Genomic DNA, 25662 nt, shown 5'->3' with positions numbered 1-25662 from the left:
TGAATTTTCAGCCTATCTCGCACTTCATACCTCCTGGACCGACGGAAAATGGGTCGTGAATCTTGACGAAGCACGATCCGGTATCCATCGCCATCGAACCTTGGCGTCCGGCTTGAAAGCAATTTCAGGACCCTGCGCGGTCGGTCCAGGATTGGTGGACTTGTCACAGATGCGACAGCGGGAACTCGGTTTCCAAACCGGTCCGCCACCGACCGGAAGAGCGTCTCGCGCGAGACCTGGAAAAGGCAACTTAGAGCCGTCTGCTCCGAGCAGGCACGGAAGCGGTTGTCCGGAACAGGAAGAATCCCCCGCCTCAACCGCGTAGCGGTAGGCGGGGGAGGTTCAATGCTGACGATCCATTCTATGGTTATTTATTTCTATGGTTATTTATTTATCTGGTGATATTGCTGAAAATCAAGGTCCTCGACTTGATGATATGACGCCCCGCCAAATTGTGGTGGAACTTGACAAGCACGTTGTCGGTCAGCGGGCTGCCAAGCGAGCGGTGGCGGTTGCCCTCCGCAATCGTATTCGCCGTCAGAAACTGCCGCCTGATCTTGCTCAGGACGTGATGCCCAAAAACATCATCATGATTGGCTCAACCGGGGTTGGAAAAACCGAAATTGCCCGCCGCCTGGCACGGCTGGCCAACTCTCCGTTTTTAAAAGTCGAAGCGTCGAAATTTACTGAAGTCGGTTATGTCGGGCGTGACGTTGAAGCCATTATCCGTGATCTGGTTGAAATTGGAATTGAACTGGTGCGCCAGGAGAAAACCGACGAGATTCAGGACAAGGCTGATCTCAACGCCGAAGAGCGTCTGCTTGATATTCTGCTGCCAAACCCGCCTCGCGTCGAAGATTCACTTGAGCCAAGTGGCGAAGATCCAATGATTCGTACTCGCGAGAAGCTTCGCCAGCAACTCCGTGAGGGCAAGCTGGATCAGCGCATGGTCGAAATCGAAGTTCAAGAGCGGAATTTTCCCGCCGGTATCGAAATCATCACGCCACAGGGCATCGAGGAAATGGATATCAACCTCCGCGATATGATTCCCGGTTTTTTCCCTGGCTCAAAAACCAAGAAGCGTCAAATGACGGTTGAAGAAGCCATGGAATACCTGATTCAGGAAGAAGAACAAAAGCTGGTGGATATGGAACAGGTGACCCGGATTGCACTCGAGCGCGTCGAAAATTCCGGGATCGTGTTCCTTGATGAAATTGACAAAATTGCCGGTCGTGAATCAGGCCACGGACCCGACGTGTCGCGTGAAGGCGTGCAGCGCGATATTCTTCCGATTGTTGAAGGCACCACCGTTAGCACCCGATATGGCATGGTGCGAACTGATCACATTCTGTTTATTGCCGCCGGCGCCTTTCACGTCTCCAAGCCGTCGGATTTGATTCCAGAACTGCAGGGCCGATTCCCAATCCGCGTGAGCCTGGATCCGCTGACCCGTGAAGACTTTAAGCGCATTCTGACCGAGCCGAAAAATTCACTCATCCGTCAGTACACGGCGTTGATGGAAACTGAAGGCGTAACCCTTGAATTTACACCAGATGCGATTGAATCGGTGGCGGATTTCGCCTTTTCCGTCAACCAGCAAACCGAAGACATCGGGGCTCGTCGGTTACACACGGTAATGGAAAAACTGCTTGATGATATTTCCTTTAACGCTCCGGACCTCGAAGAAAAGCACCAGGTGATCAACAGTGCCTACGTCACCGAAATGCTGGCCGGAATCGTCCAGAACGAGGATTTAAGTCGGTATATTCTTTAGCATAAGGAGCGAAAGACAAGAAATTGAAGGGGTGACCGAACCCAGGCTGATCATCAGCCCTGAAGCTCCTTCGCTCTGTATACCATTTTGGAAAAGAACCCTCGCATTAGAAAATAGTCAAGTAATTCAATAAAATAGACTTAGTGAACTACTGACTACTGACTACTGACTACAAGCTGATATTCTCAGTACTTCATGCGCTCAAAAATCTTACTTGCTCTCTGGCTGGGGTGGTTTTGTGTTCTGACAGGCTGTGGTCGCGTTGGTGACCCGGTGGCGCCGCCTTCGCGGTCAATGGAAAACACACAACTCGTCGAAGTGATTCAACGAGGAAACCGATTGCTGGTTCGCTGGCCGCGTCCGAATCTCAAAAATCCGCAGACCTCGGGAGTTTCACGGGTTGATATTTACCGGTTGCTTGACGAGCCGAAAACCCAGCGATTTTTACGCGAAGAAATTTTCCTGGAGCAGGCCCAACTGGTGGGATACCTGACCGGCGAGCAACTGGCGGCTTCAGACGGTGCCTTTGTCGTGTTTGAGGACCGACTTGACCCATCTGATCAAAACTGGCAAAACCAGCGCTTTCGCTACGCCATTCGATATACGGACACGCGGAACCGACAAGGCGCGCTCTCGAACTTTGCTTTTGTTGAACCCGCCGCTGCAATTGCCTTGCAACCCACCGGGTTAACCAGCGTCTTTAACCAGTCGGCAATCACCCTGGAATGGAAAGTTCCAACCCAAACACTGGCTGGAACCGCGATTGGAACTGCACCGCGCTACAACATCTATCGGCGTGGCCCCAAAGGCGAATTCAGCCGCCGGGCATTAAACACCACCCCGCTCACCGAGGCCCGTTTCCAGGATACCCAGTTTCAGTTTGAAAATACCTATGTCTACACGGTTCGCACTGTAACGGAGGTCGGAGGTGTCCTGACGGAAAGCGAGGATGCGGAAATCACCACCGTGTCGCCTAAAGACACGTTTGCTCCTGTTGCTCCTCAAAATGTAACGGGTGCTGCGGCAGCGGGAGTGACCAGTCTGTTCTGGCCGTCAAATAGTGAGTCAGATTTAAAAGGATATCTGGTGTATCGGGCTGAAAACAGCGAGTCACCCACCTGGCAGCGGTTGACGCCAAATCCAATTTCCACCACGACGTTTCGTGACCTGTCGGCTGAAGTTGGAAAGGTGTATCTCTATCGGCTCACGGCTGTGGATGTGTTTGCCAATGAAAGTCCGGCGTCTGAAATTGTGACGGTTGAGGTGGTTCGGTGAGAAGTGGGCTGAGGGATTGGGGCTGAAGATTCGCAAGCTCAGGACTGAAGAAGTCGGGTTGAAGAAAGCCGGTTTGGGTTATGAGGGAAGCAAGGTACATGCCTTCGAAGCAGAGCCAGAAACCAGAATTTTCTTCATTCTTCATTCATTCAGTTGTTCACTGCCAGATAAAGAAGCCCGGCGGTGAACAACTGAGAGGAATAAAGGTCAGAAATACTATCAGGTTTGAAATCACTGCTTTGAGTGAGTAGGCAGGTAAGTCATTCATTCGAATAAGCTGTATGAACTACGGACTACTGACTACTAACTACTGACCAAAGACTGGATTTACTTGTAAATTTCACGTTCTTTTTTGGACCGAAATTCACAAGCCCGGCGAAAGGCTTCGTCTTCGCCATATTTGTCAATTGAGAAGGTCGCACGTTTGATGACGCCCGGCGCTGGTGCCCAGGTGACTTCAAACACATTGCCTAATGGTCGTCCTTCACTGACCGAGCGCGAACGTTTGACCGTCCGACGCACCCCAATGACACCGGTTTTGTTAAATGGGTTACGGGTGACCACAACTCGATCCGTCCGAGGTTTCCCCATCTCGGTTTCGGTCTGGTTGCGGAATTTGATGGCTTCGGACAGCGCCTTGCGCTTGCCGCCGTATTTGCGGTCGGCAAAGTGCTTGGCGACTAACGTTCCTTTATAGGCTACGCGGACATACCACGCATGATGGTTTCGATCTGGACGATCGATCCGGGTGATCGACTTATACTTTCGGGTGGCCATAATGAACTCTCCTATATGAAATTAAGGTAGGTGCATGATCAATGCTTTGGTAGCTGATTTAACTTTTTTTGCAAGTCCTGAATGTGAATTAAGTCCAGTTCACCTTTTTCTTCACGAAAATTCAGGTACTTTAACTGTTCGATAGCGATTTCATAGTTCTTTAAAGCAGCAATATATAATTCCTGGGCCGCAGCGGAAGCGTTGGTTTTCACAGCTTCATCCCCAGCCGTTTCCTGCATGTCTCCCAGACTCAAATAAGCAATCGGGCAGAATCCATCCTGAATGCGAATGGCTTCTTCGAGCATGCTTTTCATTTCATCGGTTTTGTCCTCCTCACTAAAAAGTTGCACCAGCTCGGCATAGACCAGCGGATCCCGGACCTTCTGCCCAAGGGTGTATTCCCGAAACTTGACCGGATCGGCAAACAGACTGGCTTCAATGGAAAGGATCAAGGTTCGGAATGCTTTTTCGAGTGTGGCTTCACGCCCAGCCTGTTTGGTGTTTGGAAGTGTCTGACGGATTTGTTCCATCGCCGAAGTGCTGATCGCATCACTGACTTTCAGGATGGCAATCAGCCGCCGGGCGTGGGGAAAAGCTTTGTCCCAGGCTTTCAAATCTTGATAGGCGCGAACCAACTCTAACCTGGCCAGGACATTTTCTGGGTGTGGCGATTCAATGACAAATTCCAGGGCGGTGATGGCATCAACCGTGCGTTGATTTTGCCGCTGGAGCATTCCAAGCAAGTGCTGAATATAGAGTTCTTCCTGGTCAAGCTCAATCTTGATTTGTTCGCGTTCCGCGAGTTGGGCTTTGGTTAGCTCCTTGCCAGCAAATTTGGTGTCAAAAATATCGCGGGCCAGTTTCAAGCTCTCCTGGGCGCGATAGAGTTCCACGACGCCGTGCGCCGGGCGATCCTGAGCTTTCAAAATCAAGGCGCGTTCAAAATGCCAGCGGGCCGACTGTTTGACAAGCGAAATCCGGACAGGTGACGGCGACGATTCAGTTTGGGCCCACACCGGCAATGATCGGGTATTTCCCAGGCATCCAAGCACCAGCGTTGATGTCAGGCCCAGGGCAATGATGCCCCGATGGATTGTCGGGGAGCAAACGGAATTGCAAAGAAAGGAAAGCATAAAACAAAAAACTACTTCTTTAAAGTGAACAGGTTTTCCGATGTGTGACCCGTGGTCGCCGGTTATTTCACCTGTTGAAACATATCCAGCGCCAGTGCTCGTTGCCGGGCATGGTCCACGATAGGTTTTGGATACTCGATGCCTACACGACACCGCAATGAATCTTGATATTTGGCCGGTATATCCCACGGAGTGTGAATCCACTTTTCTGGAACATGTTTTAATTCAGGGATATAGCGTCTGACATACTCTCCTTTGGGATCAAATTTTTGCCCTTGCGAAATCGGGTTGAAGATCCGGAAATAGGGCTGGGCATCGGTTCCGGTTGAAGCCGCCCACTGCCAGCCGCCATTGTTCGCCGCCAGATCGCCATCCACCAGATGCTGCATAAAATAGCGTTCGCCCCATTGCCAGTTGATCAGCAGATCCTTGGTCAGAAATGAAGCCACGATCATGCGAACCCGATTATGCATCCAGCCGGTGGTATTCAACTGGCGCATACCGGCATCCACAATTGGAAATCCGGTCTGGCCCTGACACCAGCGGGCAAAGTTCTCTTCTGACCTATCCCACACCAGATCGTTGTAAACAGGGTTGAACGCGCCGGTTTCAACGTCTGGGAAGTGGTAGAGAATTTGAAGATAGAAATCCCGCCACAGCAGTTCTGAGATCCAGGTTTCAACTGATTCCCGAGAGGCCGTGCCCGGTTGCGTGTCTTGCAGTGCCTGAAAGGCGGTCCAGAAAACACGGCGCGGAGAGAGACACCCAAAGTGCAGGTATGGTGATAACCGCGATGTACCTTCAAGGTACGGCAGGTCACGCTGGTCGGCATATCGGGTGAGACGTGAGGCGGCAAACTCGTCCAGGCAGTGGTGGGCTTCCAGGATTCCACCTTTGGGCAGTGTGGCAAGCGTCGAAAATCCAAGCTCCTGGGCGGTGGGAATTGGGTCAGACGCAATGCCGGCTGGGGTAGTGATGTGCGCTGGTGCCGGTTGTGGTGTTCGAACTGGAACCGTCAGGGCACTCTTCTTATAACGAGTAAACACCGTGTAGGGCGTTCCGGTTTTGGTCAGAACACTTTTCGGCGGATGGAGCATCACATCCTGGCAACTTCGCAACTCGCATCCACGCTGACGCAAGTGCTGGTCAAGCTGGCGACCTTGAATCCGAAAATACGGATCAACAATTCGATTGACAAAGATCGCTTCTGACTGGGTTTCTTTTAGAAGTTGATCGAGCACCTGTGCTGGATCACCACGGCGAAGAACCAGATAGCTCCCAACCTGGCGGAGCGCCTGATGCAGGCTGTGTACACTATCCAGCAAAAACACCATTCGTTCAGGGCTGGTATCAGGTCTTGAAAGCCAGCCTGGATCAAAAATATAGACTGGGATGACCTCTGCTGCCTGGGCACAGGCAGTCAATAACGCCGTGTTATCTTCAAGTCGAAAATCGCGCCGAAACCAGTGAAGAACCCGCCGAAAAGCCATAGGCGATACAGTGATAGATGGATGAACCCAAAGTGGATGGAGTGTAAAATTGAGATACTGAAGGGAATTTCGTTGCATTCTAGCAGCAGTGTTGAACGGAAGTCATCAAAAATTTCCAATTTTTTTGCAAAACTAAAATGGCTTGTCCCAATTGAAAAATTTCTGTTACAAGGTGAAACTGTGTCGTGATTGATTCCCCCGATTCAGTGCGGAGATTGGCACTTTTTTCAGCTCAACTGACCTTAACCGGATAGCTTTATATTTATGAAGAAAATTCAACGCACCCACTTTTGGCGACAGACACTGTTCAGCGGATTGCTGTTCCTTTTCTTGACATCGGGAGTCCCAGCGCAGTCAACCGTCTCTGGGACAGGTGAGTCAGACGTGGTGCTCAAGGCGATGCAGGATGAATTGGCCCGCACGCTTGGGCAACTTCAGGTGAAAGATCTCGAAAAACCATACTTTGTCGAGTATGTCATCACTGACCAGGAGGTTTTTAGTACGTCCGCCACGTTTGGCGCCCTGGTCTATACCAACCGCAACCGGTATCGCACCTTGCAAACCCAGGTCCGGGTCGGGAGCTACACGCTTGATAACAGCGGGTTCCTGAGTCAGCAGGATTTATTTTCAATTAACCTGCCGTCGGAAGTTCCAGTTGATGATGAATACAATGCCCTGCGGCATAGTCTCTGGCTTGGAACCGATGCCGCGTACAAACAGGCTGTCGAAGCTTTTGCCCGTAAGCAGGCATTTCTGCGCAATCGTTCGGATGAAGAACCCCTCCCTGATTTCTCGCGTGAAGACCCGGTCCGATTGATGGTGCGGCGTCAGCCAATGCTGGTTGATCAGGCCCATTGGGAGCACCAGGTTCGCGAATGGTCGGCGTTGTTTCGCCAGTTTCCGGATATTCAAGAGTCAAATGTCAGCCTGCAAGCGACACAGATCCATACCTATATCGTGAATAGCGAAGGCACGGTGACGCGCCAGCCCCAGTTGATTGTCTGTGTCGAAGCCAGGGCCAGCACCCAGGCGGCTGATGGGTCACGCATTCGCCATGCTGTTCCAGTGTATGCCGCCCGGTTTGACCAGGTGCTGCCAGCTTCGGAAATTGCCAGTCGCATTCGTGCGATGGCCGAAGAACTCAGCCGGCTCCGCACGGCACCAGTCTTAGCGGATCCCTATTCCGGGCCGGTGCTGTTTACCGGACAGGCCGCCTGCGAAATGTTTGCCCAGGTGTTGCCGCCGCAATTTTCCGGGCAGCGTCCACCACTGGTCGAACAGGAAGAATATGCTGCCGCCCTTGGCCTGGCCAAAAGTGAACTGGCCGCCCGGTTGAACCGTCCAGTGTTTCCGCCTACGGTTTCGATTCTGGATGACCCAACCCAGGTGGCATTTGGTGGCCAGTCGTTGATTGGAGGGTACCAGGTGGATGACCAGGGCGTGGCGGCCAGACCAGTTCCCCTGGTTGAAAACGGCATTCTCAAAACATTGCTGATGTCGCGGCGACCGCGTAAAGGTATTGACCGGTCAAATGGCCACGGTCGAGCCGTTCCATTTGCCGGCATCAATGCCGCGATCAGCAATTTGTTTATCCAGCCCAGGGAAGGGAAGTCAGAGGCTGAGATCAAGCAGGAATTGATTGCCCTGTGCAAACAGGAAAACCTGCCGTTCGGCATCTGGGTCAAGGTCTTGAGCGTGCCGGGAGGCTGGACGGATGTGAACGACGCCGGTGATGCCGCCAACAGCTATCAGCGCGAAGGACTCACCGCTCCGGTCAGTATATATAAGGTATATGTTGATGATGGGCGCGAAGAACTGGTCCGGGGGATCAAACTTGGCGGTGTTTCCTTCCGGCAATTCAAACGGCTTTCCGCCATTGGCCAGGAAGTGTATGTCCACAATCGAATCGCCACTGGCGGCGGCGCCTCAATTGATATTGGACAGGGCTCAGCCGGTTTGCTTGGGTTACCGACCACGGTTGTGGCACCGTCGGTTCTGATTGAAGACGTGGAACTCCGACCAATTACCGGCCCACGGCAAAAACCAGTGCTCCTGAACCATCCTTATTTCAGTCGGTAATTGCTGTTGATAAAGTACTATCAACTCAATGGAGGTTTGCTATGGCTATTATCACCCTTGAAGTGTCGGACGAACTGGCCGATGCCTTATCACATATTGGCGACCGATTACCCGAATGGCTCACTTTGAGTTTGCAACAACCACCAGTACCAGCTTCGGTGTACCGCGATCTGTTGAATTTTCTGGCATCAAGCCCAACACCACACGAAATAGCTGCCTTTCAACCTGACCCGAAAGTTCAGCAACGACTTCACCTGCTGCTTCAACGCGAACGAGATGCTGGATTGACACCCTCTGAAAAAGCTGAGCTGGATGAATATGAGCGGATTGAACACCTGGTTGTGATGCTCAAGGCTGGAAATTTGCAGTGGTTGAGAAAGGCATCATGAGTGTCAGTAGCGAGGTTTCGGTTTTTAACCTGCGAAGCCTAGATTTTGTGCAAACAGGATAGGTCGCCAACGTGACAGAACGGAGCATCGCTTGCTCATCAAAATCCAGCTATTTAAGTTATTTTTCCGGTTTTGTCTATTGAGGCTCAGCAACTTCAACCATTTCGACCACTGAACCTGAACCGAGGTTTGTGAAGGAACCAAAAGGGCGGAAAACTGGAAAAACAATTTCACAAACAGGATTTTGAGGAAGGGGGGCTGTTTGCACAAAATCTAGGCGAAGCGGGTGTTGGCGTGTAGCCCAGGGTGAGTCTTCGAACCCTGGGACCGTTGTGCCATCACGATAGAACCTGCGAAGCGGGTGTCGGCGACTTTTGACCATTTCTGCCGACACCCGCTTCGCAGGTTGAAAGACAATTCTCTTTCAACTTATCGAGCAAGGGGTGACTTTTGGCTCACCTCAGCTCTAACCGCCATCAGTCCTCTTTTATATTCCGGATCCTTTTTCAATTGCCGGTACATGGCATCTGCCAGTTTGGCTCCGGCTTCGACATCGCTGGGGAAGTGCGCCCCACCAATCACCCGGTTCAACCCAATTTCCTGACCCCGCTTGAGCAATGCCTTGCGCTGTTTGGGGAAGATATCCGCCAGGACCAGCGCCCACATCCGACCCAGGGTGGCGCTTCCGCTCGGATACGAGAAACTCTTTGAGCGCGTGACACAGGGTTCAATCCGGGAATCGGTGTGATATGGGCGCGGACGTTTCCAGATACCTTTGGCCTCTTCGGCGATGTCACCGGCGTCGTGAAGCACCTTTTTCAGAAATTCATCAGTAATTGGAAGCTCTTCTGCCGTAAACTGCGGGCCGAGGACATTGGCAAACAGATAGGCTGTAAACGATTTATCTTCATACTGAGCCTGCTCAATCTGTTTTGATGTCCGTTTGGCCTGCCACTTGAGCAGCGTGTCGAAATCTTTTTTGAGCTTTTTAGAATCTGCCGCCGGGGGACCCGCGAGCACTTTGGCTGGAGAAACGGTTGCCAGCGTTGAAAAGTGGAATGTAACCTGAGGTGTTGCCGTGTCCTGGGCTGGCTTTTGGGCGGTGAGTTTGCCATTGATCCAGGCCCCGGTTGGCTGGCTATATAATATAAGGAGCAATATCACAGACGAGAGCGCCAGTTTGATTCGATTTTTCATGGAAAACCTATGACACAGAAGAATTTAGAAATGGTGCGTGTGTTTTGTGCGGTTGATCTTTCAGCCGAAGCCAGGAAAAAGGCGGCGGAGCATATCACATCCCTCCGGCAACAGGTACCCGAGTCACATGCGAAGTGGGAACGACCCGAAAAGCTCCATCTGACCCTCAAGTTTTTGGGCGATATTTCAACCACTGATGTGGCGGTGTTGACCCGTGCGGCTCAGACGGCGGCGGCTTCAATCAACCCGTTTGAACTGGCACTGAATGGGCCTGGTGTTTTTCCGTTGCGAAACCTGGCCCGGGCCCGAGTGCTCTGGCTTGGGGTTTTAGATCCGACGGGGAATTTCGGGCAGTTGCAGACCGCACTTGAAACGGCCTGTGCCGATGAAGGTTTTGCCCGCGAAGAGCGACCCTTCAGCCCGCATTTGACTCTGGCCCGGTTGCGCGGCGAAAAATCAGACCAGACTTTGGCCAGAGCCCATCAGAGCACACCTTTTGCAAAAATTACCTTTTCGGTTTCAGAATTGATCGTGATGAAAAGCGAATTGCTGCCGACCGGGTCACGCTATACGCCGCTAGCGCGGTGTCTGTTAGGGCCACAAAGTCCAAAAGCTTAACGGTACCTGGGAGTAAGCGGAAAAAGCCAATGAATCAAAGCCTTTGGCATGAAACCCAATCAAATTTCTTCGATTGACGCTTGTCAGCCATAACTTCAGACGCTAGTATACGCGCGCATCATTCAAACCCAAGCCCACACTCACCTGGGTAGCCCATCATCACACGTTCGGTATCTTGTTCCTATCACTTACTTTAGATCGGTTGAGTCAGTCCTTTTGGCGATGGTTTTGCCCGGTGGTGCAAACTCGCTCCTGTCTTTTGCAAAGCCTTCTTCCGGAAAGAGTTTTGATCGGTTTCGAGGGAAATTTCACAGCCAGGGTGTCTTGTGCCTCAGTGACTGACCCACCCGCTGAGGCAGGTGGTACTGACTTTGGTGACTTAACACAACGAACCCCACCCGCTGAGGCAGGTGGTACTGACCCTGGTCGTGGTGCTGGACGGAAGGTTGACTATACGAACCAGTCTGAATCGTGAAAGGATTTCCAGTTTACCTCAGTATTTCAGACAACCCAGGCGATATGCCTGTACCCAAGCCGTTCGTCCCGAACGCCTTCGGCATGTCCCGACTCCCCACGCTCCACGCGACCAAAATTCAGTCAGTAAACAGGTAGGATTTTTTATGGAACTGGTGAAAGTGACGATTGACGGGAAGGAGTACCAAGCTCCCAAGGGAAAACTCCTGATTGAAGTCTGTAAAGACCACGGGATTGATGTCCCCAGCTTTTGCTACTACCCGGACTTAACGCCGCAGGCTGCCTGCCGCATGTGCCTGGTGCGGATTGAAAAAATGCCCAAGCTGGCCACTTCCTGCACCGTGACCGTGACCGACGGCATGGTGGTGACCACCAACTCAAGTGAAATCCTTGAGATGCGCAAAGGCATGCTCGATTTCATTTTAGGCAATCACCCGCTGGATTGTCCGGTGTGTGACAAAGGCGGCCAGTGTGAATTGCAGGACATGGCGTTTGATCACGGCACGGTCTATGCTGACTACATGGTGCAGAAAAATGACAAGGTTGAAGAACGCCTGTCACCCTTTATTGCCTATGACGAACAGCGCTGTGTGAAATGCTATCGCTGCATTCGGGTCTGCGAAGAATGGATGGATGTCCACGCCCTGACTAAGGTCTTTCGTGGTACCCACGAGATGATCGGCTTTTATGGCAATGATTTAAGCTGCGAACAGTGCGGAAACTGTATTGAAGTCTGCCCGGTGGGCGCCCTGCTTTCGGTTGATTCACGCTTTAAATCCCGCCCGTGGGATATGAAGGAAACCGTGACCACCTGCACCTATTGCGCCGACGGCTGCCAGATCAACCTTGGCGTGCGCGGGGAAGAGTATGTGCGGGTTGCTTCAAAGGATATGACGGGCATCAATGGTGAGTTTTTGTGCGTCAAGGGCCGCTACGGCAGTGCTTTTATCAGCAGTCCGGAACGATTGAAAACGCCGTTGATTCGCAAAAATGGCCAGTTAGTGCCTGCCACCTGGGACGAAGCGCTCAAACATGCCGCCAGCCGACTCAATGACGTTCGCCGGGCCAGCGGTGATACCAGCGTGGCCATCATCGGCTCGCCCCGCATCACCAACGAAGCCGGCTATGTCCTGTCACGGTTTGGAAAAGCTCTCAACACCTCGAATGTTGGGCACTTCCGATCAATGGAATTAGGCGAGTTTTTCGCCAATGCTTCCGCGCCGATTGCCACCCACGCCGAAATGCAGGCTGCCACCACGGTCTTGATGATCGGTGCCGACCCGACGGAAGAAAGCCCACTCACCGGGTTTAGCGTGCGCTATGCCGAACGCAAGCACGACGCGCAAATGCTGGTGGTCAACTCCCGCCCGATCAAGATTGCCCGCCGTCAGGCTGACAACTTCCTCCATATTCGTCCAAACGCCGAAAGTGCGATTGTCCAGGCCCTGGTTGATGAAACCAGCGTCGAAGCCATGGCCAAAACGGCTGGCGTGCCGGTTGCTGAACTCAAAGCCGTTCGCGAAAAAGTATTGAAAGCCACCAATCTGTTGATTGTCTTTGGTCCATCGGTTCAGGGGGCAGCGCTCAAAGCCCTGGCCCGCCTGGGCAGCCTGGTTCAGGATGGGACTGAAAAGCAGGTCCATTATGTGCCGATGGCTCAGTACAACAACTCAGTCGGCGCCTTTGATATGGGGCTGACCGGAAATCCAGCGACGTGGCTGCCACAGGTTGGGAATTCCATCAAAGCCGTGTATCTGGTCGGCAGCAATCCGGTTGACCAGTATGGGTCAGCCTGGAAAGACGCCCTTGGAAAACTTGATCTGTTGATTGTTCATGAGCTGTTTTTGACCGAAACCGCGAGTCTGGCCGAAGTGGTCTTCCCGGTTTCAAGTTATGCCGAACAGGATGGAACGTTCACCAATCTGGCCGGACAGGTCCAGCGGGTGGCTCGTGCGCTCGAAGGCCGTGGTCAGTTGCGTCCAGACTGGCTGGTCACCCAGGCCGTGGCCAAGGAAATGGGCCTTGATATGCCGTCCAAAGGCTCGGCACCAGCGTTGCTCAAAGAAATCGGGACAACCGTTGCCGGATATACCGGCGTCAGCTTGCCCGAAATCAAAGCCGCCAACGGTGCCTGGCGCACCACCCGACCGGTGGTTGAAAAGGTGGCACTTGATCCAATTCTGGCGGCGCTCAAACAGGAAACAGCCAAAATTAACACCTCCGCCAAACACCTGACGGCTGTGGTCGAACAGGGCGAAGGATTGTTCCGAATGGGAACCCTGCTCAATCAGGTTCCGACCATGGTTGACGCCAAACCGTTCTGGGAATCCCACGCCGGAGAAACCGCCGAGTGGGAAGGTGAATTTGCGGCGGCCAGCGGAGACTAGATTTTCAGGGTTCAGGGTTCGGGGTTCAGGGTTCAGGGAAAACCCCTTCAAGGCTAAAGACAAATAAAAGTATTTTTCAGCCCTTCGCCCCAAGCCCTCAGCCCAGTTGCGAGACATCAAACTTTTTAGGAACACGAAGCATGGATCCGAAACTCTTACGCTATATCATCGAGTGGAGCGTCAAGATCTTTTTGATTTTTGGGATGTTGATGACCGTCATTGCCTATTTGACGTGGCTTGAGCGGCGGTTGCTGGCGTGGATTCAAATGCGCCAGGGACCAAACCGTGTTGGCCCGGCTGGTTTGCTCCAGCCTCTGGCGGACGGAATCAAGTTTATTTTCAAAGAAGATATCACTCCGCTGGATGCCGACAAATTTCTGTACACCCTGGCGCCGGTGGCATCGCTGGTCCCAGCGTTAATGGCGTTTGTGATGATTCCCTTCGGCGGTGCAATCAACATTCCTGGAATTGGCGAAATCCAGATGCACATCACGCGGGTCAATGTGGCCGTGCTGGTGATTTTGGGAATGACCGGAATGGGCGTGTATGGCATTGTGCTCGCCGGGTACGCCTCAAACAATAAGTACAGTCTGATGGGCGGTTTGCGGTCGTCGGCACAGTTGGTGAGTTATGAACTTGCCATGGCGATGTCTATCATCGGCGCGATTTTGCAAGCTGGTTCACTCGATCTGGTCACTATCGTCAACAATCAGAGCGGCTGGTTTGGCATGCAGTGGCATGTCTTTATGTTTCAACCGCTTGGTTTTTTGATCTTCCTGATTTCAATGGTGGCCGAAACCAACCGCGTGCCGTTTGACCTGCCCGAAGCCGAAACCGAACTGGTGGCTGGATTTCATACCGAATACAGTTCGATGAAATTTGCCATGTTCTTTATGGCTGAATACGCCAATATGATTACGGCCTCGGCGATGGCGACACTGCTCTTCCTGGGTGGCTGGCAAGGCCCGTTCGTGGATCAATTCCCGCTGTTGGGACCGGTTTATTTCTCGGCCAAAATCTTCTTTTTCCTGTTCCTGTATATCTGGTTGCGCGGCACACTGCCCCGCTTCCGATATGACCAGTTGATGGATTTTGGTTGGAAATGCCTGCTTCCGCTGGCGTTGTTCAACATCGTGTTAACGGCAACCCTTTCGCTCTTTTTCTAATACTGCGACAGCAGGTGGGGCAGACAGCCCCACCCGCTGAACTTTTGAACCGGAGCTTCAATCCGCACTGAGTGGCGAGCTATGTCTTTGTTTCCACAGATTCTTTTTTGTCTTTTTGCCGGGATTGTGGCGGGTGGCGCCATCAGCGTCATTTTGCAGAAAAACCCGCTCTATGGGGCTTTTTCACTGATTCTGTCCTTCCTTGGCCTGTCAGCCATTTACATTATGCTGGGCGCCCACTTTCTGGGGGTCATTCAGATCGTGGTCTATGCCGGTGCGATCATGGTGTTGTTTGTCTTTGTGATCATGCTGTTGAACGTGCGTCGCGAGGCAACCCATATTGATCACCACGCTTACCTGAAACCTGTGGCCAGTATACTTGGATTGATTTTGCTGGCACAGCTTGTCTTTGTGGTGGCCCGAGTGGCCATTCCCCAGTCGCCAACCGTCAGTCCTGGTGTGGGAACGGTCGAAACCATCGGGAAAGAGCTGTTGACGACCTATCTGTTACCGTTTGAAGCCACGTCCGTGCTGATTTTGATGGCCATTATTGGTTCGATGCACCTTGCAAAACGAGAGAAAGAATAGCTTTCTGGGCCAGAACAAAGAAACCAGAATGAAGAATTGAGAATGAAGAATGAAGAATGAAACCTGGAGAAACACTCGCTATCCAAATAGTTTTTTCTTCATTCTGGTTTCTTCATTCTTCATTCTTCACTAACCCAAAAACTTCCAACCCCATACCCAAAAAACTATGGTTCCACTGTCCTGGTATTTATTGTTAAGCGCATTCCTGTTCACGGTGGGGGCGGTCGGTGTGTTTGTCAAACGCAACGTGATTTCGGTTCTGTTGTGTCTTGAACTGATGCTCAATGCCGCCAATCTGGCGCTGATTGCCTTTTCCAGCTTTTTTCAACAGGCGGATGGGCAGCTTTTTGTGTTTCTGGTCATTACCGTGGCTGCCGCTGAAGCCGGTGTCGGGCTGGCAATTGTGATTTCGGTGTTCCGCAACCGTGAAACACTCGACGTTGATGAATCCCATTTGTTAAAGATGTGATTTTGGTCTCGGGTATCTGACCTTTTGTATTGATAAAATCTCTGTAATCAATAGTTACAAAGCAGAAATCATTGAAGGCCAGTTGTAAAAACGAAAGACCTTTAGGGCCAAAAGCAACGGACTCTTTATGCTTAAACTGATTGTTCTTGCCCCACTTGTGGGCTCGATTCTCCTCGCCTTTATCGGGAAACGGCTGTCGGAACGGCTGGTTGGCCTGCTGGCCTGCTCCACCGTTGGAATCTCAGCACTCACCGCCTTTTACACCTTTTTCACTGCCTTGCTCCCTGCCAAAGAAGGCGCTGACGGCATTCGCCGGGTGACCGAACATGTGGCGACCTGGATGCAGGTGGGAACGTTCAAAGCCGATTTCGGCCTGGCCTTGGACCCCCTCTCTGGCATTATGGTGCTGTTTGTGACCGGTGTGGGCTTTCTGATTCATGTGTTTGCCACCGGCTATATGCACGGCGACAAGAGCTTCCATCGCTTCTTCTGCTATCTCAACCTGTTTATGTTTGCGATGTTGACGCTCATCCTGGCAGATAACTTCCTGCTGATGTTTGTCGGTTGGGAAGGCGTCGGTGTGTGCTCATACCTGCTCATCGGGTACTACCTGTTGAAGAAGGAAGCCGGGGATGCCGCGAAGAAAGCCTTTATTTTCAACCGCATCGGTGACTTTGGCGTGGTGCTGGGCGTGCTGCTGATTTTTAACAACTTCGGCACGATCAACTTTGCCGAGGTGATGGAAAAGGCGGCTCAGTTGCCAACCGAACCCTTCGGAATGGCAGCCGTGATGGCCGGGGGATTGACCACGATTGCGTTGCTCCTCTTTATTGGCGCGACGGGGAAGAGCGCCCAGATTCCGCTTTTTGTCTGGCTGCCGGACGCGATGGCTGGTCCAACACCAGTCTCTGCGTTGATCCACGCGGCGACGATGGTCACCGCCGGGGTGTACATGGTGGCGCGCTGCAACGCAATTTACAGCAAAGCGCCGACGGCGTTGCTGGTGGTGGCGGTGATTGGCGGTTTGACGGCGCTTTTTGCTGCAACCATTGGGCTTGGACAGTGGGATATTAAGAAAGTTCTGGCCTATTCGACCGTTTCGCAGCTTGGCTATATGTTCCTGGCGTGCGGGGTGGGAGCCTACACGGCGGCGATTTTCCACGTGATGACCCACGCGTTTTTCAAAGCGCTGCTCTTCCTCGGTTCCGGAAGCGTGATCCACGGGATGCACCACGAACAAGATATGCGCTACATGGGCGGCCTCAAGAAATACATGCCGGTGACGCGCTGGACGATGATCTGCGGCTGGATTGCGATTGCCGGGATTCCACCATTTGCCGGGTTCTTCAGTAAAGACGAAATTCTGTGGAAGACTTTTAGCACCAGCGTGTTGCCGGGAGATGCCGGGAAGATTCTGTGGGGACTTGGTGTCGCCACGGCACTGTTGACCGCCATTTATATGACACGATTGATGGTGGTGACTTTTGAAGGCGGCGAACGCTATAAAGAAAGCCACGGTCACGACGACCACGGCCATGACGATCACCACGATGACCACGGTAAAAAAGATCATGGCCACGGTCATCATCACGGACCATTTAAACCGCACGAATCACCCTGGGTGATGACGGGCCCGCTGGTGGTACTGGCGATTTTATCAGTGGTTGGTGGCCTGGTTGGCATTCCTCACGCCCTCGGCGGCCATAATCAGTTTGAAGCATTTTTGGCCCCAGTGACTGAATCACACCATGCCGCTGGCGAACAGGCCGCGCCAAAGCCACTTGAACCAGGGCAAAAAGTAGCGCCTGGACACAGTGCTTCCGGTGCGTCGCACGGAGCCGAACCAAAGGCAACCACACCTGCTGTTGCGGCCAAACCCAAAGCTGAAGCCCATCACGATCCGGCCATGGAATCCACCGAGCGCATGCTGGCGATTGGCTCCGCGATTCTGGCCGCGATTGGAATTGCCATCGGCTGGACCTGGTTTAGCAAAAATCCGCTCTGGAAACCGCCAACTGTCCTCGAAGCCAAATACTGGGTTGATGAAGTGTATGAAGCCGTCATCATCAAGCCCATCGAAAATCTTTCCCGCGAAGGTCTCTGGAAAATCTTTGACGTCAAGGTCATTGACGGGATTGTCAATGGACTGGGGACATTTATGTACGGTCTGGGCGATTACCTGCGTGGGTTGCAATCCGGCTTTGCCCGGACCTATGCGGCATTTATTTTTGCCGCCGCCGTGCTGCTCATCGGTTATTTCTTCCTTGGAAAGTTCATTTGATCATCTGGTGACTGGTGGAGGTTGATGCTTCAACCCTCCGCCAGGTCCCGAAACCCGAACCTCTTCTTTTGCCATGAATTTCTTCAAGTCATATATCCTGTTGATTATCACCCTCTTACCGACCCTGGCGGCCTTCTTGCTAGTGGTGTACCAACGTGCCACCAAAGCCACGGAAGAGTCACAGCGGTGGTTTGCGTTGCTCTCGACTCTGTTGACGTTTGTGCTGTCGCTCCCGCTCATTGGCTGGTATGCCGATCAGAGCCTGACGATCAACATTCCCTGGATCAAGAGCATGGGGGTCAACTTCCACATGGGCGTTGACGGCATCAGTCTGTGGCTGGTGATTTTGACCACGTTTACCATGCCGATTGCGATTCTGGCCGGGTGGACCGCCATTGAAAAGTATGTGCGTGAATATCTGGTGTTCATGCTGTTGCTTGAGACCGGCATGCTCGGGGTGTTTTTGTCGCTCGACATGATTTTGTTCTACCTGTTTTGGGAAGTGGTCCTGGTGCCGATGTACTTCTTGATCGGGGTGTGGGGCGGGGAGCAGCGTATTTATGCGGCGGTCAAATTCTTTCTCTACACCGTGGTCGGCAGTTTGTTGATGCTGGCGGCGATGATCGGCCTGTATTTCATTCATGGCCAGGCCACCGGCAACTTCACCTTTGATATTGTGACGATCACCCAAAACGTCGCCACTCGCGCCATTATCTCGCCCGAAGCCCAGACGTGGTTGTTTTTGGCCTTTGCCCTGGCCTTTATGATTAAAGTGCCGTTGTTCCCGCTCCATACCTGGTTGCCGGATGCCCACGTCGAAGCGCCAACCGCCGGATCGGTGATTCTGGCCGCTGTCCTGCTCAAGATGGGAACGTACGGGTTGATTCGATTCAACCTGCCGCTCTTCCCAGAGGCCAGTCACAAGTTTGCCGTGCCGATCATTATCTTGTCGGTGATTGGCATTATTTATGGGGCACTGGTGGCGATGGTGCAGCCCGATTTGAAGAAGCTGGTTGCCTATTCGTCGGTCAGCCACCTTGGGTTTGTGGTGCTCGGGATCTTCTCGTTTACCGATAAGGGGTTGGAAGGCGCGCTCTATCAAATGCTCAACCACGGTGTCTCGACCGGAGCGCTCTTCTTGTTTGTCGGTATGATTTATGAACGCCGTCACACGCGCCTGATTTCAGAATTTGGCGGGCTGGTGACCCCGATGCCGCTCTATGCGGTGTTGTTTGTCTTTACCTGTCTTTCCTCAGCCGGGTTACCAATGCTCAACGGGTTCGTCGGTGAATTCTTGATTCTGTTGGGTGCCTTTATTTCACAGCACAATGTGATCTACACGGCGTTGGCGGCAACAGGCGTGATTTTATCGGCGGTCTATTTGCTGTGGATGCTCCAGCGAGTGGTGTTTGGGGAAATTACCAATCCGAAAAACGCCAAACTGGAAGATATGAACACCCGCGAAATCGTGATGGTGGCACCCTTGATTGCCCTGATGGTGATTATGGGCGTGGCGCCAAACCTGTTCCTGCGCACTATGCACGCTGATATGGAAAAAGTTCAGAAAGCGGTCGTCAAAGTTGCCAAAGCCGATACTCAGCAAACCAAACTGGCTCACTAGAGAAAAGTGAAGAGCGAGTAGCGAGTAGTAAATCAACTCCTCGGTGGTCGAAAGGGTCCTGAATCTAAAGTTTGAACCTTGAAGAAAAACCTTCTGAAACTTGCCACGTGCCTTGATTTTGTTAATCCGAATTGAGTAAAGAAATCTGACCGAAAAAACTGTCTTATGTTCATTTTACCTGAACTTCCCAAGCTCCAAGACTACGTTGTCATCATTCCCGAAATCTGCATTACCCTGACGGCCTTTGTCATCATGATGTATGACGCCTTTTCGCCGCAGGAGCGACGGCGGGACTCGGGGGTGATTGCCCTGGCCGGAATCATCGGCGCAGGTGGTGGTCTCCTTCGGTTATGGAATGCCCCTGAGTACACTGCGTTTGGCGGTATGTTTGTCAGCGACCAGTTGCGGCTGTATTTTGTGCTCATCTTTTTGATTGTAGCGGCGTTAGCAGTCCTGGCATCCATGCAGTTCCTGGATGACGAGCGGCTTCCACCGGGTGAATTTTACACCTTGCTGATGTTTGCCACGGTTGGAATGATGTTGATGGCTGCCGCTGGTGACCTGGCGATGTTGTTTTTGGGGCTTGAAATCCTCTCAATTACGACCTATGTGTTAGCTGGCTACCGGCGGGGTGATGTTCGGTCCAACGAATCGGCATTGAAGTACTTTATTTTAGGTTCCTTTTCGACTGGGTTTCTGCTCTATGGGATTGCGCTGGTCTATGGTGCCACCAAAACCACCAATCTGGCGCGGATTCACGATGCGATTTTGACGGGTGACGTTACCTCAATGCCGATTCTGATGATTGGCGCGGCCCTGATGCTGATTGGGTTGTCATTCAAAGTTGCCACGGTGCCCTTCCACCTCTGGGCGCCGGATGTGTATCAGGGTGCACCAACCGCCGTGACGGCATTTATGGCGGCTGGTCCCAAAGCTGCCGCATTTGCGGCGTTCCTGCGTGTTTTTGTCGAAGCCTTTGCCCAGGACACCGTGTTGTTTGGAACCTCAAGTACCAATGCCGGCGGCACCCTCTATTCAACCTGGACAAGTGCCGTGGTGATTATTGCCATTATGTCAATGATCATCGGGAACGTGGTGGCAATCACGCAAACCAACATCAAGCGCATGCTGGCGTATTCTTCGATTGCCCATGCCGGGTATGGCATGGTTGGTATTTTGGGGAATGACTGGAAACCGGTGGCCTTTTATATGCTTGCCTATGCCGTGACCAGCATGGGGGCCTTTACGGTGATTTCGCTGCTGGCCCGGCAGGGTGATGAAAAGACGGAAATTGACGATTTTGCCGGAATCGGATTCCAAAATCCGGGGCTTTCAGTGTTGTTGATGATTTTCCTACTCAGTCTGGGTGGAATTCCATTGACCGCTGGTTTCATCGGGAAGTTTGTGGTCTTTAAGCAGGCATGGTTTGCCGGATACCAGCCAGTGGTGATCATTGGCGTGCTGACCAGTGCGGTTTCGCTCTACTATTATTTGCGTCCACTGGTGGTGATGTTCTTTCAAAACCGGGAAGGCGAATACGTTCCGCCGCGCATTTCTTTTGAATCCGGCGTTGCGTTGGCCGCCGCCGCATTACTGGTTTTTGCGCTGGGTGTCTACCCCGAGCCATTGTTGAAAAATAAAGACAAAGATGCCCCAGCCGCAGCGGCTCAGTATCAATCACCCGTTAAGAAAGGAGATTCGGCATGGGCAACAGCTTCGAAATAACCGTTGAAGAACTCAAAGCCCGCCTTGATCAAGGCGACAGGCCGTTCATCCTCGACGTTCGCGAACCACACGAATATGACATCTGCCATCTGGCCGACACGACCTTGATCCCGATGAGTGTGATTGAGTCGCGCTATTCAGAATTGAACCCGGACGTGGAAATTGTGGTTCATTGTCGGTCCGGTGCCCGAAGCGCCAGGGTCTGCCACTTCCTGATGTCAAAAGGCTTTCAGAATGTGAAAAATCTGGCGGGCGGTATTCTGGCCTGGAGTGATCGGATTGATCCAACCATTCCGAAATATTAACCTGACAAACACAATTTGATGAAAAACCAAAAAGCACGTTCTGGAAAAGAACGTGCTTTTTGATTTACAGCCAGAAAAAAAGACTGAAAGGATTTTTCCATTTTATTCACTTCAATCGTGCCTGGTGTGCTTTCTTTTGGCTTCCTGGTACACTGAGTTTCTTCCTGCCCTGCTCCAAATTCCAAGATTCAGCCAAATTCATCCAACACACCTTTCCCCCGAGGAAAATTCATGCACAGGTTTGTCCGGCTGCAGCGCATTCTCAGTGTCTCGCTGATTGGTTCGCTCGGTCTTCTTTTGGGTCAGGAACTCCAGGTCCAGAGTTCAACTCAGAGCACCAGTCAGTCATCAGTCAACTCGAAATCCATTCCCCAACTCACACCGGGCAAACCCATTGAACGCGAACTCAACAGTGGGGAAAAACACAGCTACCCGCTTCAGCTCAAAACCAACGATTACCTGAAACTGGTGGTGGAGCAACGTGGGATTGATGTCGTGGTGCGCCTGATTGGGCCAGATGGAAAAACACTGCAAGAGGTAGACAGTCCCAACGGCACGCAGGGGTCGGAACCGATTTCCGCCATCATTGAGCAGGGAGGCAGGTATTCCATTGAAATTGAGTCATTGGAAAAAACAGCTCCGCCGGGCAAATATGACCTGAGCGTGGAACCTGTCAGGGTGGCCACCGAACAGGATCGGGCTCAAATTGAGATTGAAAAACAGAGTGCAGAGGTTGAGAAACTTCGTCAGGCTGGAAAATATGATCAGGCATTGCCACTCGCTCAACAGGTTCTGGACAGGGCGGAAAGGATTTTTGGATCGGAGCACCTTCTCGTTGCTGGGAACCTCAACACCCTGGCGGTGCTCTACCGCGCTAAAGGTGATTTGGCCAAGGCCGAGCCACTGTATGTGAGATCGCTCGCGATTTATGAGAAGGTTCTGGGCGCTGAACATCCGAATGTTGCCACCAGCCTCATCAACCTGGCTGTGTTCTACCAGACCAAAGGTGAATATACACGGGCCGAACCGCTGTATGTGAGGGCGTTGCCGATTTTTGAGAAAACGTTGGGTGCTGAACACCCATTTGTCGCCACGAGCCTCAGCAACCTGGCTTTACTCTACACAGCCAAAGGCGATTACCCACGCGCCGAGTCGCTCTATATGAGATCCTTGGCAATCAGAGAGAAGACGTTGGGCGCAAACCACCCAGATGTTGCCACCAGCCTCAATAACCTGGCTGCGCTCTGCCAGGTCAAAGGTGAATATACACGGGCCGAATTGTTGTTTGTGAGGTCGTTGGCAATCAGAGAGAAAGCCTTGGGTGCAAACCACCCGGAGACGGCGGTCAACCTGAACAATCTGGCTGATCTCTACCGTGAAAAAGGTGACTACATCAAGGCTGAACTCCTGTATGTAAAATCGTTGGCGATCTTTGAGAAAGTGTTAGGCACTACCCATCCGCTGGTTGCCCTCAACCTCAACAACCTGGCTTTGCTCTACTCTGAAAAAGGTGACTATACACAGGCTGAGTCGCTGTATGTGAGGTCATTGGCAATCCGGGAGAAAGTAGTGGGTGCCGACCATCCGTCTATTGCCACCAGTCTCAACAACCTGGCCTTGCTCTATTACAGCAAAGGTGATTACACCAGGGCCGAGCCACTTTTTTTGAGATCGGTGGCGATTTTGGAAAAGGTGTTGGGGGCTGAACACGCATCTGTCGCCAACGGCCTGAACAATCTGGCTGGGCTCTATCGTGACAAAGGTGACTATGCACGTGCTGAACCGCTTTTTTTGAGGTCGTTGGCAATCAATGAGAAGACATTGGGGGCTGAACATGCATCTGTTGCCAGCAGCCTCAACAATCTGGCTGTGTTCTATCGTGACAAAGGTGACTCTACACAGGTTGAGCCGCTGTATATAAGGGCGTTGGCGATCAGGGAGAAGGCTCTGGGCGCTGACCACCCAGAAACTGCTGGTAGCCTTCACAACCTGGCTGTGTTCTATCGTGACAAAGGTGAGTACACCCGGGCCGAGTCGCTTTTGGTGAGATCGTTGGTGATCAGGGAGAAGGCTCTGGGCGCCGACCACCCGGAAACAGCCACTACCCTCAACAACCTGGCGGTGCTCTACCAGGCTAAAGGAGAAACGGCTCAGGCGATTCAGTATTGGAAACGTGGCAATGACACCACCGAACGTGACCTGGTCCGTAATTTGGCTTCTGGTTCCGAACTTCAGAAGGCGCTCTATCTGAAACAAACGGCAACCCGCACGGATTGCACCATTTCCTTGCACATCCAGGCCGCGCCGCGCGATTTGACTGCCATCCAGGCTGCCCTGACCGTGATTTTGCGTCGCAAAGGGCGAGAGCTGGATGCCATGACCAACACCATTGCAATTTTGCGAAATCAGCAACGTCCCGAAATTCAAAAATTGTTGGATGACTATGCGAATCTGGCCAGTCAAATCTCGGTTCTAACGTTGCGTGGCCCAGGAAAAAAGAATCCGGAAGACCATCTGGCCGACATTCGGTCACTGACAGACCAGAGAGAAAAACTGGAAAACGAAATCAGCCGTGTATCCGGGGAGTTTAAAGTCAAGACCAGCCCGATTACCCTGGAAGCCGTTCAAAAACTGATTCCCGCTGATGCGGCACTGGTGGAATATGCCGTGTATCGGCCCTATGACGTAAAAGCCAACCAGTTTGGAAATCCTCGTTACGCCGTTTATCTGCTCACCCATAGCGGACACATCCAGTTTGCCGATTTAGGTGATGCTGTACCGGTTGACCAGGCCGCTGGCGCACTGCGTCAGGCGCTCGGTAATCCCAAGAAAAGTGCTCTCAAAGAAATCCAATCCGTGTCGCAGGCCCTGGACAAACTGGTCATGCGGCCAGTGCGGAAACTGGTCGGAACCGCGCGCCACCTGCTGATTTCCCCAGATAGTGTCTTGAATCTGATTCCATTTTCGGCACTCCTTGATGAAAACGGGAAGTTTCTGGTGGAAAACTACACCTTGACCTACCTGACCAGCGGACGTGATTTGCTGCGACTGGGCGTCAAGATTAAGAGCCAGGAACCGCCGCTGGTGATCGCTGATCCGGATTATAAAGAAGGGACCGGACCACAACTGCTGGGAAGCCCACTGCACCGATTGTCGCAACTGGTGGGAACACGTCTCGAAGGCGAAGGGATCAAAGCGATTTTCCCCCAGGCCCAATTAAAGATGAAAGCCGAAGCGACAAAAGCGATTCTTAAACAAGCCGTCAGGCCGGAGCTCCTGCATATCGCCACGCATGGGTATTTTCTGGAAGACGCACCGCCAGAACCTGCCACAGATGATTCACCTCAAGCTCAACGATCTTTGGCGAAATTGCCGCAAGACTATGAAAAACAGCGTGGATTGAATCCACTATTGCGGTCAATGCTGTTTTTTGCCGGGGCAAATCAGGGTGGGAGTGGCGACAACGATGGGATACTGACGGCACTGGAAGCCGCACAACTCAATTTGTGGGGAACGAAGCTCGTTGTGCTTTCGGCCTGCGACACCGGCTTGGGTGATGTCAAAAACGGTGATGGGGTCTATGGTCTCCGGCGAGCGCTGGTGCTGGCCGGAAGCGAAGCCCAAATGATGAGTCTGTGGTCGGTTTCAGACCAGGGCACGCGCGAATTGATGACCGAATATTACACGCGCCTCAAAGCTGGCGAAGGCCGGAGCGAAGCCTTGCGAAACACCCAACTCAAGCTGCTCAAAGACCCCAAACGACGCCATCCGTTTTACTGGGCTTCGTTTATTCAATCGGGGCAGTGGGGGCATCTGTAAAAACAGGGTTGGAGGGGTCTAACTCATCATTTCATATAAGCACAGAAGGTTAAGTAATTGAAAAAACTGTGTTTTTCTAGGCCCGGAGTTCTAAG

The 25662-nt window shown here is 52.3% G+C and carries 18 protein-coding genes; 14 read left to right on the top strand and 4 right to left on the bottom strand.

Annotation, left to right across the window (positions count from 1 at the left end; all coding sequences use genetic code 11):
• Positions 1–379 precede the first annotated feature (379 nt).
• Positions 380–1774, top strand: a complete 1395-nt coding sequence (gene hslU, locus HY774_09355; GenBank protein ID MBI4748686.1) for an ATP-dependent protease ATPase subunit HslU — start codon at positions 380–382, stop codon at positions 1772–1774.
• Between the two features lie 195 nt (positions 1775–1969).
• Entirely contained in the window at positions 1970–3049 is a 1080-nt protein-coding gene (locus HY774_09350) for a fibronectin type III domain-containing protein (GenBank protein MBI4748685.1), read from the top strand.
• A 327-nt stretch (positions 3050–3376) separates the two neighbouring features.
• Here HY774_09350 and HY774_09345 read toward each other — a convergent pair whose 3' ends face one another.
• The 3 genes from HY774_09345 to HY774_09335 all read right to left on the bottom strand — a co-directional run bounded on the left by HY774_09345 (position 3377) and on the right by HY774_09335 (position 6449).
• Positions 3377–3826: an AP2 domain-containing protein gene (locus HY774_09345; protein ID MBI4748684.1), complete on the bottom strand. Its 450-nt coding sequence runs from the start codon at positions 3824–3826 to the stop codon at positions 3377–3379.
• A 38-nt stretch (positions 3827–3864) separates the two neighbouring features.
• Positions 3865–4959 (bottom strand): hypothetical protein, encoded by a 1095-nt coding sequence (locus tag HY774_09340; GenBank protein ID MBI4748683.1) that lies wholly within the window; start codon positions 4957–4959, stop codon positions 3865–3867.
• Positions 4960–5021: 62 nt separating this feature from the next.
• Entirely contained in the window at positions 5022–6449 is a 1428-nt protein-coding gene (locus HY774_09335) for a deoxyribodipyrimidine photo-lyase (protein ID MBI4748682.1), read from the bottom strand.
• 264 nt (positions 6450–6713) lie between these two features.
• Between HY774_09335 and HY774_09330 the strand changes: the two genes are divergently transcribed.
• Together HY774_09330 and HY774_09325 are read left to right on the top strand one after the other, a co-directional pair.
• Positions 6714–8528, top strand: a complete 1815-nt coding sequence (locus tag HY774_09330) for a hypothetical protein (GenBank protein MBI4748681.1) — start codon at positions 6714–6716, stop codon at positions 8526–8528.
• A 41-nt stretch (positions 8529–8569) separates the two neighbouring features.
• Positions 8570–8917: a hypothetical protein gene (locus HY774_09325; GenBank protein ID MBI4748680.1), complete on the top strand. Its 348-nt coding sequence runs from the start codon at positions 8570–8572 to the stop codon at positions 8915–8917.
• A gap of 429 nt (positions 8918–9346) precedes the next feature.
• On the opposite strand, the gene HY774_09320 is transcribed toward HY774_09325, so the two are convergent.
• A complete protein-coding gene (locus tag HY774_09320; GenBank protein ID MBI4748679.1) occupies positions 9347–10114 on the bottom strand; it encodes a phosphatase PAP2 family protein in 768 nt (255 codons plus the stop codon).
• A gap of 9 nt (positions 10115–10123) precedes the next feature.
• Here HY774_09320 and thpR point away from each other — a divergent pair, with 9 nt between their 5' ends.
• The 10 genes from thpR to HY774_09270 all read left to right on the top strand — a co-directional run bounded on the left by thpR (position 10124) and on the right by HY774_09270 (position 25567).
• Positions 10124–10732, top strand: coding sequence for an RNA 2',3'-cyclic phosphodiesterase (thpR, locus tag HY774_09315; GenBank protein MBI4748678.1), 609 nt, complete (start codon positions 10124–10126; stop codon positions 10730–10732).
• A 620-nt stretch (positions 10733–11352) separates the two neighbouring features.
• Positions 11353–13593 carry a molybdopterin-dependent oxidoreductase gene (locus HY774_09310; protein MBI4748677.1) on the top strand — a complete coding sequence of 747 codons (2241 nt, stop codon included), beginning with the start codon at positions 11353–11355 and terminating at the stop codon, positions 13591–13593.
• Positions 13594–13733: 140 nt separating this feature from the next.
• Positions 13734–14759: an NADH-quinone oxidoreductase subunit NuoH gene (gene nuoH / locus HY774_09305; GenBank protein ID MBI4748676.1), complete on the top strand. Its 1026-nt coding sequence runs from the start codon at positions 13734–13736 to the stop codon at positions 14757–14759.
• An 81-nt stretch (positions 14760–14840) separates the two neighbouring features.
• Positions 14841–15347, top strand: coding sequence for an NADH-quinone oxidoreductase subunit J (locus HY774_09300; protein MBI4748675.1), 507 nt, complete (start codon positions 14841–14843; stop codon positions 15345–15347).
• Between the two features lie 166 nt (positions 15348–15513).
• Complete coding sequence (nuoK, locus tag HY774_09295) at positions 15514–15816, top strand: NADH-quinone oxidoreductase subunit NuoK (GenBank protein MBI4748674.1); 303 nt, start codon at positions 15514–15516, stop codon at positions 15814–15816.
• Positions 15817–15943: 127 nt separating this feature from the next.
• Positions 15944–18097: an NADH-quinone oxidoreductase subunit L gene (nuoL, locus tag HY774_09290; protein ID MBI4748673.1), complete on the top strand. Its 2154-nt coding sequence runs from the start codon at positions 15944–15946 to the stop codon at positions 18095–18097.
• 73 nt (positions 18098–18170) lie between these two features.
• A complete protein-coding gene (locus tag HY774_09285; protein ID MBI4748672.1) occupies positions 18171–19718 on the top strand; it encodes an NADH-quinone oxidoreductase subunit M in 1548 nt (515 codons plus the stop codon).
• Between the two features lie 165 nt (positions 19719–19883).
• The gene (locus HY774_09280; protein ID MBI4748671.1) at positions 19884–21443 is read left to right on the top strand and encodes an NADH-quinone oxidoreductase subunit N; all 1560 of its coding nucleotides are present in this window, start codon (positions 19884–19886) and stop codon (positions 21441–21443) included.
• A complete protein-coding gene (locus tag HY774_09275; GenBank protein ID MBI4748670.1) occupies positions 21422–21748 on the top strand; it encodes a sulfurtransferase in 327 nt (108 codons plus the stop codon). Before HY774_09280 ends, HY774_09275 begins: the two co-directional genes overlap by 22 nt.
• Before the next feature lie 231 nt (positions 21749–21979).
• The gene (locus tag HY774_09270; protein ID MBI4748669.1) at positions 21980–25567 is read left to right on the top strand and encodes a tetratricopeptide repeat protein; all 3588 of its coding nucleotides are present in this window, start codon (positions 21980–21982) and stop codon (positions 25565–25567) included.
• Positions 25568–25662 lie beyond the last annotated feature (95 nt).

It is taken from the genome of Acidobacteriota bacterium (genome assembly GCA_016208495.1).
Lineage (GTDB): Bacteria > Acidobacteriota > Blastocatellia > Chloracidobacteriales > Chloracidobacteriaceae > JACQXX01.
Note: the sequence above shows the minus strand (reverse complement) of the source record. Positions and strands in the feature narration are given on the sequence as shown.

What these genes read in the sequence shown, in the direction of transcription:
- hslU (MBI4748686.1), top strand. Translation starts at nt 380, where the DNA reads ATGGTTATTTATTTATCTGGTGATATTGCTGAAAATCAAGGTCCTCGA.
- HY774_09350 (MBI4748685.1), top strand. Translation starts at nt 1,970, where the DNA reads ATGCGCTCAAAAATCTTACTTGCTCTCTGGCTGGGGTGGTTTTGTGTT.
- HY774_09345 (MBI4748684.1), bottom strand. Translation starts at nt 3,826, where the DNA reads ATGGCCACCCGAAAGTATAAGTCGATCACCCGGATCGATCGTCCAGAT.
- HY774_09340 (MBI4748683.1), bottom strand. Translation starts at nt 4,959, where the DNA reads ATGCTTTCCTTTCTTTGCAATTCCGTTTGCTCCCCGACAATCCATCGG.
- HY774_09335 (MBI4748682.1), bottom strand. Translation starts at nt 6,449, where the DNA reads ATGGCTTTTCGGCGGGTTCTTCACTGGTTTCGGCGCGATTTTCGACTT.
- HY774_09330 (MBI4748681.1), top strand. Translation starts at nt 6,714, where the DNA reads ATGAAGAAAATTCAACGCACCCACTTTTGGCGACAGACACTGTTCAGC.
- HY774_09325 (MBI4748680.1), top strand. Translation starts at nt 8,570, where the DNA reads ATGGCTATTATCACCCTTGAAGTGTCGGACGAACTGGCCGATGCCTTA.
- HY774_09320 (MBI4748679.1), bottom strand. Translation starts at nt 10,114, where the DNA reads ATGAAAAATCGAATCAAACTGGCGCTCTCGTCTGTGATATTGCTCCTT.
- thpR (MBI4748678.1), top strand. Translation starts at nt 10,124, where the DNA reads ATGACACAGAAGAATTTAGAAATGGTGCGTGTGTTTTGTGCGGTTGAT.
- HY774_09310 (MBI4748677.1), top strand. Translation starts at nt 11,353, where the DNA reads ATGGAACTGGTGAAAGTGACGATTGACGGGAAGGAGTACCAAGCTCCC.
- nuoH (MBI4748676.1), top strand. Translation starts at nt 13,734, where the DNA reads ATGGATCCGAAACTCTTACGCTATATCATCGAGTGGAGCGTCAAGATC.
- HY774_09300 (MBI4748675.1), top strand. Translation starts at nt 14,841, where the DNA reads ATGTCTTTGTTTCCACAGATTCTTTTTTGTCTTTTTGCCGGGATTGTG.
- nuoK (MBI4748674.1), top strand. Translation starts at nt 15,514, where the DNA reads ATGGTTCCACTGTCCTGGTATTTATTGTTAAGCGCATTCCTGTTCACG.
- nuoL (MBI4748673.1), top strand. Translation starts at nt 15,944, where the DNA reads ATGCTTAAACTGATTGTTCTTGCCCCACTTGTGGGCTCGATTCTCCTC.
- HY774_09285 (MBI4748672.1), top strand. Translation starts at nt 18,171, where the DNA reads ATGAATTTCTTCAAGTCATATATCCTGTTGATTATCACCCTCTTACCG.
- HY774_09280 (MBI4748671.1), top strand. Translation starts at nt 19,884, where the DNA reads ATGTTCATTTTACCTGAACTTCCCAAGCTCCAAGACTACGTTGTCATC.
- HY774_09275 (MBI4748670.1), top strand. Translation starts at nt 21,422, where the DNA reads ATGGGCAACAGCTTCGAAATAACCGTTGAAGAACTCAAAGCCCGCCTT.
- HY774_09270 (MBI4748669.1), top strand. Translation starts at nt 21,980, where the DNA reads ATGCACAGGTTTGTCCGGCTGCAGCGCATTCTCAGTGTCTCGCTGATT.